This is a genomic window from Arthrobacter globiformis, assembly GCF_030815865.1.
Classification (GTDB): Bacteria; Actinomycetota; Actinomycetes; order Actinomycetales; family Micrococcaceae; genus Arthrobacter; species Arthrobacter globiformis_B.
Map to the genome: position 1 here is coordinate 1796045 of NZ_JAUSXI010000001.1, position 14464 is coordinate 1810508.

At 66.4% G+C, this 14464-nt stretch carries 10 protein-coding genes and 1 pseudogene; 2 read left to right on the forward strand and 9 right to left on the reverse strand.

Annotation, left to right across the window (positions count from 1 at the left end; genetic code table 11):
• Nucleotides 1-53: 53 nt before the first annotated feature.
• Nucleotides 54-1466 carry an MFS transporter gene (locus tag QFZ33_RS08225; RefSeq protein ID WP_307026473.1) on the forward strand — a complete coding sequence of 471 codons (1413 nt, stop codon included), beginning with the start codon at nucleotides 54-56 and terminating at the stop codon, nucleotides 1464-1466.
• A gap of 100 nt (nucleotides 1467-1566) precedes the next feature.
• Here QFZ33_RS08225 and QFZ33_RS08230 read toward each other — a convergent pair whose 3' ends face one another.
• From QFZ33_RS08230 to QFZ33_RS08245, 4 genes are all read right to left on the reverse strand, one after another.
• Nucleotides 1567-3378, reverse strand: a complete 1812-nt coding sequence (locus tag QFZ33_RS08230) for an acetyl/propionyl/methylcrotonyl-CoA carboxylase subunit alpha (protein ID WP_307026475.1) — start codon at nucleotides 3376-3378, stop codon at nucleotides 1567-1569.
• 102 nt (nucleotides 3379-3480) lie between these two features.
• Nucleotides 3481-4140, reverse strand: coding sequence for a Maf family protein (locus tag QFZ33_RS08235; RefSeq protein ID WP_307026477.1), 660 nt, complete (start codon nucleotides 4138-4140; stop codon nucleotides 3481-3483).
• 110 nt (nucleotides 4141-4250) lie between these two features.
• Complete coding sequence (locus QFZ33_RS08240) at nucleotides 4251-6821, reverse strand: MMPL family transporter (RefSeq protein WP_307026479.1); 2571 nt, start codon at nucleotides 6819-6821, stop codon at nucleotides 4251-4253.
• Nucleotide 6822: 1 nt separating this feature from the next.
• Nucleotides 6823-7599, reverse strand: coding sequence for a TetR/AcrR family transcriptional regulator (locus QFZ33_RS08245; RefSeq protein WP_373427243.1), 777 nt, complete (start codon nucleotides 7597-7599; stop codon nucleotides 6823-6825).
• Nucleotides 7600-7788: 189 nt separating this feature from the next.
• Between QFZ33_RS08245 and QFZ33_RS08250 the strand changes: the two genes are divergently transcribed.
• Complete coding sequence (locus QFZ33_RS08250; RefSeq protein ID WP_307026481.1) at nucleotides 7789-8352, forward strand: hypothetical protein; 564 nt, start codon at nucleotides 7789-7791, stop codon at nucleotides 8350-8352.
• A 40-nt stretch (nucleotides 8353-8392) separates the two neighbouring features.
• Here QFZ33_RS08250 and QFZ33_RS08255 read toward each other — a convergent pair.
• The 5 genes and pseudogenes from QFZ33_RS08255 to QFZ33_RS08275 form a co-directional block, all read right to left on the reverse strand.
• Nucleotides 8393-9098 (reverse strand): annotated as a pseudogene (locus tag QFZ33_RS08255) (alpha/beta fold hydrolase).
• 104 nt (nucleotides 9099-9202) lie between these two features.
• Nucleotides 9203-10606 (reverse strand): dicarboxylate/amino acid:cation symporter, encoded by a 1404-nt coding sequence (locus QFZ33_RS08260; RefSeq protein WP_373427244.1) that lies wholly within the window; start codon nucleotides 10604-10606, stop codon nucleotides 9203-9205.
• A gap of 221 nt (nucleotides 10607-10827) precedes the next feature.
• Nucleotides 10828-12513 (reverse strand): DUF885 domain-containing protein, encoded by a 1686-nt coding sequence (locus QFZ33_RS08265; RefSeq protein WP_307026485.1) that lies wholly within the window; start codon nucleotides 12511-12513, stop codon nucleotides 10828-10830.
• A 52-nt stretch (nucleotides 12514-12565) separates the two neighbouring features.
• Entirely contained in the window at nucleotides 12566-12811 is a 246-nt protein-coding gene (locus QFZ33_RS08270) for an acyl-CoA carboxylase subunit epsilon (RefSeq protein WP_214850353.1), read from the reverse strand.
• Complete coding sequence (locus tag QFZ33_RS08275; RefSeq protein ID WP_307026486.1) at nucleotides 12808-14391, reverse strand: acyl-CoA carboxylase subunit beta; 1584 nt, start codon at nucleotides 14389-14391, stop codon at nucleotides 12808-12810. Before QFZ33_RS08275 ends, QFZ33_RS08270 begins: the two co-directional genes overlap by 4 nt.
• Between the last annotated feature and the right edge of the window lie 73 nt (nucleotides 14392-14464).

Sequence of the window (14464 nt, forward strand, 5' to 3'; positions counted from 1 at the left end):
TTTGGAGGGGCTTCCGAGCGAGGTCCGTCCAGTTCTCATGAAAGCGTCCCCACATGTCATCGCCTGCAACGTCAACGGAACATGGCACCGCCAAACCGGTGAACTCCAAGGGCAAAGTGATCTTTGCCAGCCTCATCGGAACGACGATCGAGTTCTATGACTTCTACATCTACGCAACCGCGTCGGTGCTGGTCTTCCCCAAGCTGTTCTTCCCCCAGGCAACGGAGATCAACGCCCTCCTGAGCTCTTTCGCAATTTTCGGCGTCGCGTTCGTCGCCCGGCCCATCGGCTCGGTCCTGTTCGGACACTTCGGCGACAAGTTCGGCCGCAAGGGCACCCTGGTGGCCTCCCTCCTCACCATGGGCCTGGCCACCTTCTTCATCGGGCTGCTGCCCACCGCCTCCGTGGCCGGCTGGGCCGTCCTCGCGCCGCTGATGCTGGTGCTGCTTCGCTTTGCCCAGGGGCTTGCGCTCGGCGGTGAGTGGTCCGGCGCGGCACTGCTGGCCACGGAGAACGCCCCCGAAGGCAAGCGGGCCATCTACGGAACGTTCCCGCAGCTCGGTGCCCCCATTGGCTTCATCCTGGCCAACCTGCTCTTCATCTGGTTCAACGCCGCCCTCAGCCCGGAGGAATTTGCGGCCTGGGGCTGGCGAGTTCCGTTCTTGCTCAGCGCCGTCCTGGTGATCGTGGGCCTGTATGTGCGACTCAAGCTGGTGGAAAGTGTCTCGTTCCAGAAGGTCCTGAAAGAAGACAAAGTGGTAAAGGTTCCGTTCGCGGCAACCTTCAAGAACCACTGGCGCCCGGTGCTGGCCGGAACCTTCATCATGCTGGCTACCTACGTGCTGTTCTACATCATGACCTCCTTCACCCTGACCTACGGCACCAAGCCCGCCTCCGTTGAGGCCGCCCAGGCCGCCGCGGAGAAGGCCGGCAAGCCGATGTCCGCTGCCGAAATCGCCAGCTTCGTTCCCGGCCTGGGTGTTTCCCGCGGTGACTTCCTCTGGATGCTGATCCTCGGCGTCGTCTTCTTCGGTATCTTCACCCTCGTGTCCGGCCCGCTGGCCGAGAAGTGGGGCCGCCGCAAGTTCCTCATGGGCGTCACCGCAGGCATCTTTGTGTTCGGCGCACTCTGGTTCACCATGTTCGGACCCGGCCCCGGAGCAGCAATCGTCGGCCTCATCGTGGGCTTCACGCTGATGGGCCTGACCTTCGGCCCGATGGCGGCGATCCTGCCGGAGCTGTTCCCGTCCAATGTGCGGTACACCGGCTCGGCCGTGGCGTACAACCTCTCCAGCGTCATCGGCGCCGCTCCGGCGTCGTTCATTGCCATTGCCCTGTGGCAGGCGACCGGCGGCAGCACCTGGCTCGTCGGCGTCTACATGGCAGCCGCTGCCGTGCTGACGTTCATCGCGCTGTGGATCACCCGCGAAACCAAGAACACGGACTACGAGAACAACGTGGCCTGATTCCCAGGTTTAGATGCATAAACGAAAATGCCCGGTGTGGATCACACCGGGCATTTTCATGAGCTGTTTCAGTTTTCGATCGACTGAGTCTTCAGTCGCCTTAGTCTTCGATGGTCGCGATCACGGCACCTGCTGCCACCGTCTGGCCGGCCGCGGCGGACAGACCGGTGATGGTGCCCGCGCGGTGAGCCGTGAGCGGCTGCTCCATCTTCATCGCCTCTAGTACGACGACGAGTTCACCTTCGGCGACGACGTCACCGTCGGCCACGGCCACCTTAACAATGGTTCCCTGCATTGGGGAGGTCAGGGCGTTGCCGCCCGCGACGGCGGTGGCGCCGCCGGTGCGGCTGCGCTTCTTGGACTTGGCCGGCTTCGCGCCGGCAGCTGCGGCCCCGCCGAAGCCGAGGCTGGCAGGCAGTGCCACCTCGAGGCGCTTGCCGCCCACTTCCACCACCACGGTGCGGCGCTCAGCGGCTTCCTCACCCTCCGGGGCGGCACCGTTTGGCGTCCACGCGGGAAGATCGTTGACGAACTCGGTTTCAATCCAGCGCGTATGGACGCTAAACGGACCCTCGGCGGGCGCGAACGCAGGGTTGCTGACCACGGCCAGGTCGAAGGGGATGACGGTGGGAATGCCTTCCACCACCATCTCCTCAAGGGCGCGGCGGGCCCGCTGCAGGGCCTGCGGGCGGTTCGCTCCGGTGACGATCAGCTTGGACAGCATGGAGTCGAAGTTGCCGCTGATGACGTCGCCCTCTTCGATGCCGGAGTCAATGCGGATGCCGGGCCCGGTGGGGTTCTTCAGGGTAGTCACGGTGCCCGGTGCGGGCATGAAGTTGCGGCCCGGATCCTCGCCAGTGATGCGGAACTCCAAGGAGTGGCCGCGCACCTCGGGGTCGCCGTAGCCAAGCTCCTCGCCGCAGGCCAGACGGAACTGCTCGCGGACCAGGTCGATGCCGGTCACTTCCTCTGAGACGCAGTGCTCCACCTGCAGGCGGGTGTTGACCTCGAGGAAGGAGATGGTGCCGTCCTGGCCGACAAGGAACTCGCAGGTTCCGGCGCCGAGGTAGCCGGCTTCCTTCAGGATGGCCTTGGACGATTCGTAGAGGCGCCGGTTCTGCTCCTCCGTCAGGAAGGGGGCCGGGGCCTCCTCCACGAGCTTCTGGTTGCGGCGCTGGAGTGAGCAGTCGCGGGTGGAGACCACCACCACGTTGCCGTGGGCGTCGGCGAGGCACTGTGTCTCTACGTGGCGGGGGGCGTCGAGGAACCGCTCAATGAAGCACTCACCGCGGCCGAAGGCGGCCGTGGCCTCGCGGACGGCGGAATCGAAGAGTTCGGGGATTTCCTCGCGGGTGCGGGCCACCTTGATGCCGCGCCCGCCGCCGCCGAAGGCAGCCTTGATGGCCACAGGCAGGCCGAACTTGTCCGCGAATTCCAGGATTTCCTCGGCGGACTCAACGGGGTCGGCGGTGCCGGGGACCTGCGGGGCGCCCACCTTCTCGGCGATGTGGCGGGCCCGGACCTTGTCGCCCAGGGCGGAAATGGCCTCCGGTGACGGGCCGATCCAGGTGATGCCGGCGTCGATGACCTTGGCTGCGAACTGGGCGTTCTCGGACAGGAAGCCGTAGCCGGGGTGGATGGCGTCAGCGCCGGACTGGCGGGCTATCTCGATCAGCTTGTCCATCACAAGGTAGGACTCAGCTGCCGTGTTACCGCCCAGGGCATATGCTTCGTCGGCGAGCCGGACGTGGAGGGCGTCCCGGTCAGGATCGGCGTAGACGGCGACGGAGGCGATGCCCTCGTCCCGGGCTGCGCGGATAACGCGGACTGCGATCTCACCGCGGTTCGCGATCAGAACCTTGGTGAGTTTTGAATGCACTGGACCTGCGGACTGCTCCGGCTTTACTGACAAGGCGTCTCCTTCTTTCCTTCAGGGAGCCTAGCCTGATTTTGAGGATTCCGCCGATATTACTGGCGGAATCCGCGGGTAAGAGGCCCGGTCTTTGTAGGGAAGCTACAACTCCCCGGGAATTGCCGAGTCCGGCAGGTCCTGCCAGAACTCGGTGATGCTCACGTTCGCCTGGGCCAGCAGGGAGCGCAGGGTGGAAACCGACAATCCGACGACGGCGTGCGGGTCGCCGTCCACTTTCCGGATGAAGGCGCCGCCAAGGCCGTCGATGGTAAAGGAGCCGGCACAGTGCAGCGGCTCGCCGGTGGCAATGTAGGCGTCGATCTCCGCGAGCTCCATCTCCATGAAGTGCACCTCCGCGGAGGCGACGCTGCCCAGCGTGGCGCCGGAGCCGCCGTCGTCGTCCGTGTCGCGGCAGTCCACCAACCAGTGGCCGGTGTGCAGGACCCCGCTGCTGCCGCTCATCCGGAGCATCCGCTGCCGGGCAACGTCCACGGTGTACGGCTTGCCGTGTGACTCGCCGTCGAACTCGAACACGGAATCGCAGCCGAGCACCAGGGCGCCCTCGGCCTCCGGCAGCGACGCGACGGCCTCCGCCTTGGCACGGGCCAGAAGCAGGGCGGTGTCCTGCGGATCGGTGACGCCGTAGCGTTCCTGCACGGCGTCCTCGTCGACGTCGGAGACGAGGACCTCGTGTTCGATGCCGGCCTCAGTCAGGAGTTTGGTGCGGGCGGGGGACTGGGAGGCAAGGATGAGGCGGGTCACGGCTCCAGCCTAATTCATCCCAGCAAAGCAACGCGGGGGTCACACAGCGCCCATTCCTAGGGCTTTTGTGGGCGCTAAGTGACCCCGCGTTGCTTTGGCGAGCGGCGACCTTAGCGCGCGGTGACCTCCGCGGGCTCGGCATCTGGCTCGGCATCTGGCTCGGCTTCCGGCTCGGCCGCCTTGGCGGCTGGTGCGTGCTTGCGAAGCTTTGCCCCTTCAACGTCCACGTCCGGCAGGATGCGGTCCAGCCAGCGCGGCAGCCACCACGCCTTCTCGCCGAGGAGGTACATGACTGCCGGAACGATCGTCATCCGCACCACGAAGGCGTCAACCAGCACGCCGAATGCCATCGCGAAGCCGAGCGGCCGGACCATGAACAGGCTCGAGAAGATGAAGCCCGCGAAGACGCTGACCATGATGATGGCGGCGGCGGTGACCACCGCGGATGCGTGGCTGAAACCGGAGCGGACGGCGTGCTTCGCGGACTCGCCGTGCATGAAGGACTCACGCATGCCCGAGGCGATGAACACCTGGTAGTCCATTGCCAGCCCGAACAGCACGCCGATCAGGATGATCGGCAGGAAGCTCAACACGGCGCCGGGGTTGTCGATGCCGAACACCGCACCCAGCCAGCCCCACTGGTAGACCGCAACCACGGCGCCGAATGCGGCCGCAAGCGAGAGCAGGAAGCCGCCGGTCGCCAGCAGCGGCACCACGATCGAGCGGAACACCAGCAGCAGCAGGATCAGCGAGAGCCCCACCACGATGGCCAGGTATGACGGCAAGGCGTCGCCCAGCTTCGTGGAAACGTCAATATTGCCTGCCGTCTGGCCGGTCAGACCGATGCGGACTCCGGTGGAGTCCTCGATCCCGGCCTTTTCGGCGCGGATGTCGGACACCACGTTCACGGTGCTGGCGCTCGCCGGCCCTTCCTTCGGGATGACCTGAAACACCGCCGTCCCGCGGTCCTTACTCAGTGCCACCGGAATGACGGCGGTCACGTTCCCCGTCTTGCGCAGGATGTCCGCAACGTCCAACTGCTTGGCCTGTGCCTCGGTTACACTCAGGCCTTTCGGGAAATCACCCACCACGATGATCGGTCCCGTCATGCCTTCGCCGAAGCTGCGCTTGGTGGCGTCATATGCCTTGAAGGCCTGGGAATCGGCAGGTTCCGAGCCGCCGTCGGGCAGCGCGAGCCGCAGCTGGGCAGCGGGCAGCGCCACAATGCCCAGCGCCAGGACCCCGGCCAGCATGGCCAGAACAGGGTGTCTGGTGACAAGTCCGCCCCAGCCGTGGCTGCTGCGGTGTTCCTCCTTGGCGCGGTCCTCAGCTTCACGGTTGGGGTCGGCGTTGTGCTTCTCAGCCTTGGCCCAGGCCCGCCTGGAGATCAGCCTCCTGCCCACGAGGGAGAGGCTCGCCGGGGTCAGCGTCAGGGCAACGAGGACGGCTACCGCAACGGTCCCGGCCGCGGACACGCCCATGACCCCCAGGAACGGAAGCCCCGGAACGACCAGTGCCGCGAGGGCGATGATGACCGTCAGGCCGGCAAAGAGCACGGCATTGCCGGAGGTTCCCGTGGCACGCGCCACTGACTCTTCCGCGTCCATGCCTGCCAGCAGCTGCCCGCGGTGGCGGTTGACGATGAACAGCGAGTAGTCGATGCCGACGGCGAGGCCCAGCATGAGCGCGAGCATCGGGGAAATGGAACTCATGTCAATGAGGCCGCTCAGTGCCATGGTGGCGCCGACGCCCACCGCCACGCCGATCACGGCCATCAGCAGCGGCAGCCCGGCGGCGACCAGTGTGCCGAGCATGATGATCAGGACCAGTGCCGCCACGCCGATGCCGATGATCTCAGCCACGCCGAAGATTTCGGAGACGTCCTCGCTGATTTCCTTGCTGGGCAGCGCGGTAACGCCGGCCGAGGAGACCTCCTGCACGATGTCCTGGACTTCCTGGCGCACGTTGGGGTCCAGTCCGTTGATGGAGGTCTTGAACTGGACCTGTGCAATAGCCGCCTTGCCGTCCTCCGAGACGAAACGCAACCCCTGAGAGGCTTCGACCTGGCGTTTGGCCAGCTCCAGCCTGGCGGCGCCGTCCTGCGCTTCCTTTGTGCCGGCGTCGAGCTTTTCCTGACCGGCGGCCAGGGCGGCCTTCTGCTGGCCCAGGTGGGCCTCGATGGCGGACGCCGGGAGTCCGGCAGCGGTCATCTGCGCCTCGGCCGCGGCCAGCTGTTCCTTGCCGGCGGCGAGTTCGGCCGCGGCCTTGTCCAGTGCGGCCTTGCCCGCGGCTGCCTGGGCTTCGCCGCTGGCGAGATCCGCGGCGGCTTTGTCCAGCTGGGCCTGCGTGGCGAACGGGTCGACGGTTTCCCGGACGTCCGGGAGGGCCTCGAGCTTGGTCAGGGCAGCGGACACCGCGTCCTTGCCTGCCTGGCTGAACTGGGCGTCATGTGCCTGGAAGACAACCCCGGCCGAGCCGCCGGATGACGCCGGCAGCTCCTTTTGGAGCTTGTCGGCCATCTGCTGGGTTTCCGTGCCCGGAATCTGGAAGTTGTTGGACAGTGCGCCGTGAAAGGCTGCCGCTGCGCCGCCGACTGCCAGCAGGATTGCCAGCCAGAGCGAGACGACGAGCCATCTGTGACGGTAGGAAAACTTGCCGAGGCGGTACAGGAGAAGTGCCATGTCAGGACCGTTCTGCGTTGCGGGTGGAAGGTTTGGTGGAAGATTCATTCGTCGGAGGAACCGCTGCCGGCCCGGCGAAACCGGATCCGAGCAGGCCCATCGAATCGATGAGCAGCTGGCGGAGGATCGCCAGTGATTCGGGGGAAAGGTCGGGGCCGCACCGGCGGAACCACACGTCCATGGCAGCCTTGCCGCAGGAGACGACCGAACCTGCGAGGGCCCGGACGTAGAGCTCGTCCTGTTCAGTCTCGGTGCCCTGCTCCGCGTCGGTGCCCTGTTCAGGCCGGGGGCCCTGCGGGGAGCGCTCGCGGGCCGCAGCAACAATCTGCTCGGTGCAGTGGTCCCAGGCCTCAAGCTCGGAACGCGCCATGAGCGGATTGCCCTGGGTCAGGCCGAACAGCTCGGCCAGCGGCGCCACCGTCATGGGATCCGCCAGTTCCACCAAAGCGGCGCGGGCGGATTCGAGGATGGGTTCGTCAGCGGGCCGCCGGCGGAGCTGTTCGAGGGCGCTGTCCAGGAAACCGTTGGTCACCGACGCAATGGCGGCTTCGGTGCTGCTGAAGTAGTTGAAGAAGGTCCGGCGTGAGATGCCCGCCGCTTCTGCGATGTCCTCCACCGTGAAGTTGCCGGGGCCGTTCTTACGTAGAAGGGCAAGCGTGGAGTCGGTGATGGCCTGCCGGGTGGCGGCCTTGTTCAGCTCGCGCCGGGAAACAGGGCCGGCGGCGTCCGCCGGCGCGGACGCCGCTGACTGCTTCGAGGAAGAAGTGGAAGTGGACACCCATTTACACTACGTGCATCTTTGCACTATGTGCAACGCGATGGCCGGTGATTCACAGCCTGGCGGAAATATTCACAGCCTCCTCACAGCCAGCCAAAAGCAGTTCTTGAGGACCAGGGTGCATCCTGTTGTCGTGGCCGGCACGGGGGGGCAATGGTGCCTCAAGGCCGGCGGAGCGAGGAGCGGACCATGGAGCGTTCAAAGAAAGTGGCTCTCGGCCTGGGTGCGACTGCCTTGGCGCTGGGTGCCGGATTCGGTGTCACCGGGATGGCGACCGCAACAACAGCCACTCCCACGCCCACGCCAACATCAAGCAGCCCATTCAGCGGTCCCAATGACGGACCGCGTTTTGACGGCGACGGGCACGGGCGTGGACATGGGGGCGGCCACGGTGCCGTAAAAGCGGGCGCAGCGGCGCTCGCCGCCAAGCTGGGCGTTGACCAGGCGAAGGTGGAGGATGCCCTGAGGGCATTCCGCGAGGCCAACCGTCCGCCCGGCCGCCGCGCCGACGGCACCAGGCCGGACAAGGCAGCCAAGGAAGCGGCACTGGCAGCCTCGCTGGCCAAATCACTGGGGATCGATGAGGCCAAGGTCAAGGCCGCACTTGAGGACCTCCGCACCCAGGCGCAGGCGGACCGGGCGGCTGCCCTGAAAAGCCGGCTGGACCAGGCGGTGAAGGACGGCACGCTCACCCAGGCCGAAGCCGACGCGGTCGCGAAGGCCGTGGAAAAGGGAGTGATCGGCGGCCACTAGCCGCCTTACTCACGGCCGCGGCGCCCGCAGGTGCCGCTTGTCAGGCTGTGCGCTCGACGGCGGCGAGGATTGCCGCTCCGAGCTCCGCGGGCTTGGTGAACTGGGGGCCAGTGCCCCGTGGGAAGGTCCACGAGTTCGACGTCGCGGATGCGGGCCAGCTCTTCGACGTAAGGGTGCCCGGCATCCATCCACTCCGTTAACAGGGAGGAGGGGAATTCGCAGGCGATCACCGTGGCAGGGACGTCGTACCGGCGCACGTCCTGAAGGTGCTGCTTGTCGCAGGCAACGCCCTTGGGTTGCGGAATGGCGCGCTCGCGGAACGCGGCCCGCAGCCCGTCGTCAAGGTCGGTGAGGTCGGCGTCGTCGAAGACGTCCCACGAGGGCAGGGGGATCTCATCGCCTTCGGCAGGCAGCTCATCATTGATGACGCCGCCTTCCCCGAGCGGGCCGCTGTCCACGTAGACCGCCCGGACTACGCGGTCCGGGCGCTCGTCCACAGCGCCATGGATGATGGCGCCTCCGCCGGAGTGGCCGACGAGGACCAACGGGCCCTCAATGCCGTCAATGGCTTCCACAACGGCGTTGATATGGTCGCGAAGCCCGATGCCAGTCCGCTTGGCGTCCTTCGCCTCGAGCCCCGGGAGGGTCAGCGCATGGATCTGGTGGCCGGCCTCCACCAGCGGGGGAGTGACGCCGGACCAGGATGAACCATCGAGCCAGAAGCCCGGAACGAGAATGATGTCCATGCCGGTACCCTACCCTTGCTGCCTGCCGCCGGGGCCGATTGGGGCGGCCGGTCTTAAATGAGTGTGCCCCGGGAAACCCCAGGGGCACACTCGTTCTGCGAAGGTCAGGCCTTCGACTCAGCCAGCTCACGCTCGACGGCGGCGGGTGTCTCTTCCTCGCGGAAGGCCTCCCCGGTGCGCGGTGCGTTGTAGAGGGTTTCATCGAGGATCCCCTGGCGCTTGGCAACGATGGTGGGCACGAGTGCCTGGCCGGCCACGTTGACCGCCGTGCGGCCCATGTCCAGGATGGGGTCGATGGCCAGCAGGAGTCCGACGCCGGCCAGCGGCAGTCCCAGGGTGGAGAGGGTCAGTGTCAGCATGACGACGGCACCGGTGGTTCCAGCCGTCGCTGCGGACCCGAGGACGGAGACCAATGCGATCAGCAGGTACTGGCTGAAGTCGAGCTGGATTCCGAAGAACTGGGCCACGAAGATTGCCGAGACGGCGGGGTATATTGCGGCGCAGCCGTCCATCTTGGTGGTGGCGCCCAGCGGAACGGCGAAGGAGGCGTAGCCCCGTGGAACACCGAGGTTGCGCTCGGTGACGCGCTGGGTCAGTGGCAGCGTACCGATGGAGGAGCGGGAAACGAAGGCCAGCTGGATGGCCGGCCACGCGCCGGAGAAGTACTGCTTGACCGACAGGCCGTGGGAGCGCACCAGGACCGGGTAGACGCCGAACAGCACCAGGGCGAGTCCGATGTAAATGGCAACAGTGAACTTGCCCAGCGAGCCGATGGTGTCCCAGCCGTAGACGGCCACCGCATTGCCGATCAGGCCCACGGTGCCCAGCGGTGCGATGCGGATGATCCACCACAGCACCTTCTGGATGACGGCCAGCGCAGAGGCGTTGAGGGCCAGGAACGGCTCGGCCTGCTTGCCCACCTTGAGGGCGGCAACGCCGACGGCGATGGCGATCACCAGGATCTGCAGGACGTTGAAGCTGACGGACGTGGTCACGGCGCCTGAGCCGGTGACCGTGGAGCTGGCACCAAGGCCCAGGAAGTTCTTGGGGAACAGTCCGATGAGGAATGCCCACCAGTCGCCCTGCTTGCCGTCGTACTCCGCGTCGCCGGAGATGCCCGTGTTAGCGCCCGGCTGCAGGAACACGCCCAGGCCGATGCCGATCAACACGGAGACCAGCGACGTGATGGCGAACCACAGCAGAGTGTTCCAGGCAAGCCGCGCCGCGTTGGAGACTTCACGCAGGTTGGAAATGGAGCTCACCACGGCGGTGAAGATCAGCGGCACGACGGCGGTCTGCAGCAGCGACACATAGCTGGAGCCGATGGTCTGCAGCGTGGCGCCCAGACCGTTGGGACTGGTCTTGGTGCTGCCCGTGTACTTGGCCAGCAGGCCGAGGCCCAGTCCGACGATCAGGGCGGCGATGATCTGGAAGCCGAAGGAGCCTGCCCACCGGGGCAGCTGGAAGCCGGAACGCCCGGCCGTCGATGAAGTGGTTTGATTGCTCACCACAACAAGGTATGGCGCGCAAAATACAGCTTCCAGCAGACATTGAGAAATATTACGACCGCGAGGGCGCAAACCGTCGCCGCAATGCCCGGAAAATCGGCACCAGGTCAGTCTTTTGTGAAGTTATTCCCCCCGCACATGTGGCAAACATCTCCCAGCGCGCCGGGATTCCGACAGGCTCAATCAGCGGACAGTCGAGTCCGGCTCGATGGGGGATGTGCCTAGTCGAGCATGGCGCGTTTGAGGGTGTCGAGGCCTACGGAGCCGATGTTGAGAGCCTTGGTGTGGAAGGCCTTGAGGTCGAAACCCGGCCGGGCTTCGAGTTCCGCGCGGATCTCCTCCCACAGGCGCTGGCCCACCTTGTAGGACGGGGCCTGGCCCGGCCAGCCGAGGTAGCGTGCGAACTCGAACTGCAGGTTGCCCTCGCTGATGTCCAGGTTGGCCTTGAGGAAGTCGAAGCCCTTCTCCGGCGTCCAGGTGCCCGTTCCCCAGCGTGCGGGCACGTCAAGTTCCAGGTGCACCCCGATGTCGAAGACCACCCGGGCGGCCCGCATGCGCTGCATGTCCAGCATGCCCATGTGGTCGCCCGGATCCTTCAGGTAGCCGAGTTCCTCCATGAGCTTCTCGGCATACAGGGCCCAGCCCTCGCCGTGCCCCGAGGTCCAGCAGACGTTGCGCCGCCAGCTGTTGAGCAGTTCGCGCCGGAGAACGGCAGTGGCGATCTGCAGATGGTGGCCGGGCACGCCCTCATGGAACACCGTGGTGGTTTCTGCCCAGGTGGTGAACGTGTCCTCGCCCGCGGGCACGGACCACCACATGCGCCCGGGCCGGCTGAAGTCGTCCGACGGCCCCGTGTAATAGATGCCGCCCTCGTCGGTCGGCGCGATCCGGCATTCAAGTGTCTTCATGACGTCGGGAATCTCGAAGTGGATGCCGGCAAGGTCGGATACGGCACGGTCGGACAGCTCCTGCATCCACGCCGTCAGGGCTTCCGTTCCCACAAGCCGGCGGGCTGGATCGCTGTTGAGGATCTCCTTGGCCTCCGCTATGGAGGCGCCCGGCTTGATCTGCCCAGCCACCTGTTCCTGCGCGGCAATGATTCGCTCGAGCTCCTCAACGCCCCAGGCGTAGGTTTCTTCGAGGTCGACGGCGGCGCCGAGGAACACCCGCGAGGCGAGGGCGTAGCGCTCCCGGCCCACGGCGTCCTGCTCCGGGGCGACGGGCAGCAGCTCGTCCTGCAGGAATGCGGCCAGTCCGGCGTACGCCGCCCGGGCGGCGGCAGCACCGGCGTCGAGCTTCTCCTGCAGTTCCGCCGGGAGCGGGCCGTCCGCCGTTTTGGCGTCGGCGGCGAGCTTCGCGAAGAAGCCGTCCGCCGCGGCGTATTTGTTGGTTTGCTCGATCACGATCGACACCTGACGCCGGGCCGAGACCTTGCCGCTGTCCCTGGCCGTACGCAGGGACTCGATGTAGCCGGTGACAGCCGCCGGCACACTGTGCGTGCGGCCCGCGATGTTCGCCCAGTGCTCCTCGATGTCCGTGGGCATGAGATCGAAGATCGACCGGATGTTCTGCGCCGGGGAGTCGATGTTGTTCAGTTCGGCGAGGCTCCAGCCCGAGTCGTGGATCTCAAGCTGGAGTCCGAGGCGTTCGCGCAGGGCATCGAGGGTGACGGCGTCGACGTCGTCAACGGGTTCCAGCCCATCGAGGGCCTCCAGGGTCTTTCGTTCCGCCGCGGCGAACCTGCTAAGTCCGGCAGGGGAAAAGTCCTGGAACTCAGTGTCGTGCCCGGGGATGCCGAGCGTGGTGGCCAGGCTCGGATCCAGGGCGAGAAGCGTTTCGGTGTGGGCGTCGGCGACGGCGTCGATGGCGGTCCGGGGGCGCGCTGGGGCGGCAGATTCAGTAGTCACCCCACGAGACTAACCGCGGGGTTCCGGTTATGAAAGACTTACTGAATTTTAGTCAGCCCCGGCTTCGCTTCCAGGCGCCCGGACCCGGCGTCGGCGCCAGCCGCAGCTGCTGGCGCCGCACCCAGTGGCGCGTGCTGGGCTTCTCCGGGCCGGCTGTTTCGCCCGGCTCCAGGGAAAGTACGACGGCGGTAAGCGCCGCCAGCTCCTCGGGCGTCGGTTCGCCCTTGGTGACGGAGAACAGGGCCGCGGCCGGCCCAACGGACTGGGCGGGGTCAACCGCCGGATTCTGGGCGCTCACAGCGGGATGTTTCCGTGCTTCTTCGTGGGCAGGCTGGCACGCTTGTCGCGCAGCGCCCGCAGTCCCTTGATGATCTGCAGCCGCGTGTCCGATGGCGCGATGACGGCGTCAACATAGCCCAGCTCCGCGGCCTGGTACGGGTTGAGCAGCTCTTCCTCATACTGCCGGATCACGTCGGCGCGCTTGGCCTCGACGTCGCCCCCGGACTCGGCAACGGCGGCGAGATCGCGCCGGTAGAGGATGTTGACGGCTCCCTGCGCGCCCATCACGCCGATCTGGGCCGTGGGCCATGCGAGGTTCAGGTCGGCCCCGAGCTTCTTGGATCCCATCACGATGTACGCGCCGCCGTAGGCCTTCCGGGTGATCACGGTCAGCTTGGGCACGGTGGCTTCGGCATAGGCGTAGAGAAGCTTGGCGCCGCGGCGGATGATGCCCTGGAACTCCTGGTCCTTGCCGGGCAGGAAGCCCGGGACATCGACGAGGGTGATGATCGGAATGTTGAACGCGTCGCAGTGGCGGACGAAGCGGGCCGCCTTTTCGGAGGCCGAGATGTCCAGCGTGCCGGCGAACTGCAGCGGCTGGTTGGCCACGATGCCGACCGTGTGGCCTTCGACCCGGCCGTAGCCGATCATCACGTTCGGTGCGTACAGCGACTGCATTTCAAGGAAGTGCGCGTCGTCGACGATTTGCTCGATGACCTTGCGCATGTCGTAGGGCTGGTTCGCGGAGTCCGGGACCAGCGTGTCGAGGGTGAGGTCGTCGTCGTCGAGCTCGAGCTCCTGCTGGTGCTCCTGCACCGGCGCCTCGGAAAGGTTGTTGGAGGGCAGGAAGTCCAGCAGTTCCCGGACGAACTCGATGGCGTCGGCCTCGTCGGAGGCCAGATAGGTGGAGGTGCCGGTGGTGGCGTTGTGCTGCCGGGCGCCGCCGAGGGTCTCCATGTCCACGTCCTCGCCGGTGACGGTCTTGATGACATCAGGGCCGGTGATGAACATGTGGGAGGTCTTGTCCACCATGACCACGTAGTCGGTCAGGGCGGGGGAGTAGGCTGCGCCGCCGGCGCACGGGCCCATGATGAGGGAGATCTGGGGCACCACGCCGGAGGCGTGCACGTTGTTGCGGAAGATGTCCGCAAACATGGCCAGCGAGGCGACACCCTCCTGGATCCGGGCTCCGCCGCCGTCGTTGATGCCCACCATCGGGCAGCCGTTGCGCAGCGCAAACTCCTGGACCTTCACGATCTTTTCGCCGTTGACCTGGCTCAGGGAGCCGCCGTAGACGCTGAAGTCCTGGCTGTAGAGGGCCACGAGCCGGCCGTCCACGGTTCCGTAACCCGACACGACGCCGTCGCCGAGCGGCTTCTTCTTCTCCATGCCGAAGGCGGTGGAGCGGTGGACCGCCAGGGCGTCGAACTCCACGAAGGAGCCTTCGTCCACGAGCAGGTCGATGCGCTCGCGGGCGGTGTTCTTGCCGCGCGCATGCTGCTTCTCGATGGCTTCAGGGCCGGACGGCTGCTCAGCACGGGCCTGGCGGTCGCGGAAATCGGCAATCTTTCCCGCCGTCGTGGTCAGATCGTGGCTCATGAAGTGTCTCCGGCTCTGTAGCTGTTGTGCTGTGGCTGTTCTGCTGCGGCAGCGTGACGCGGGCCCTGGTTGC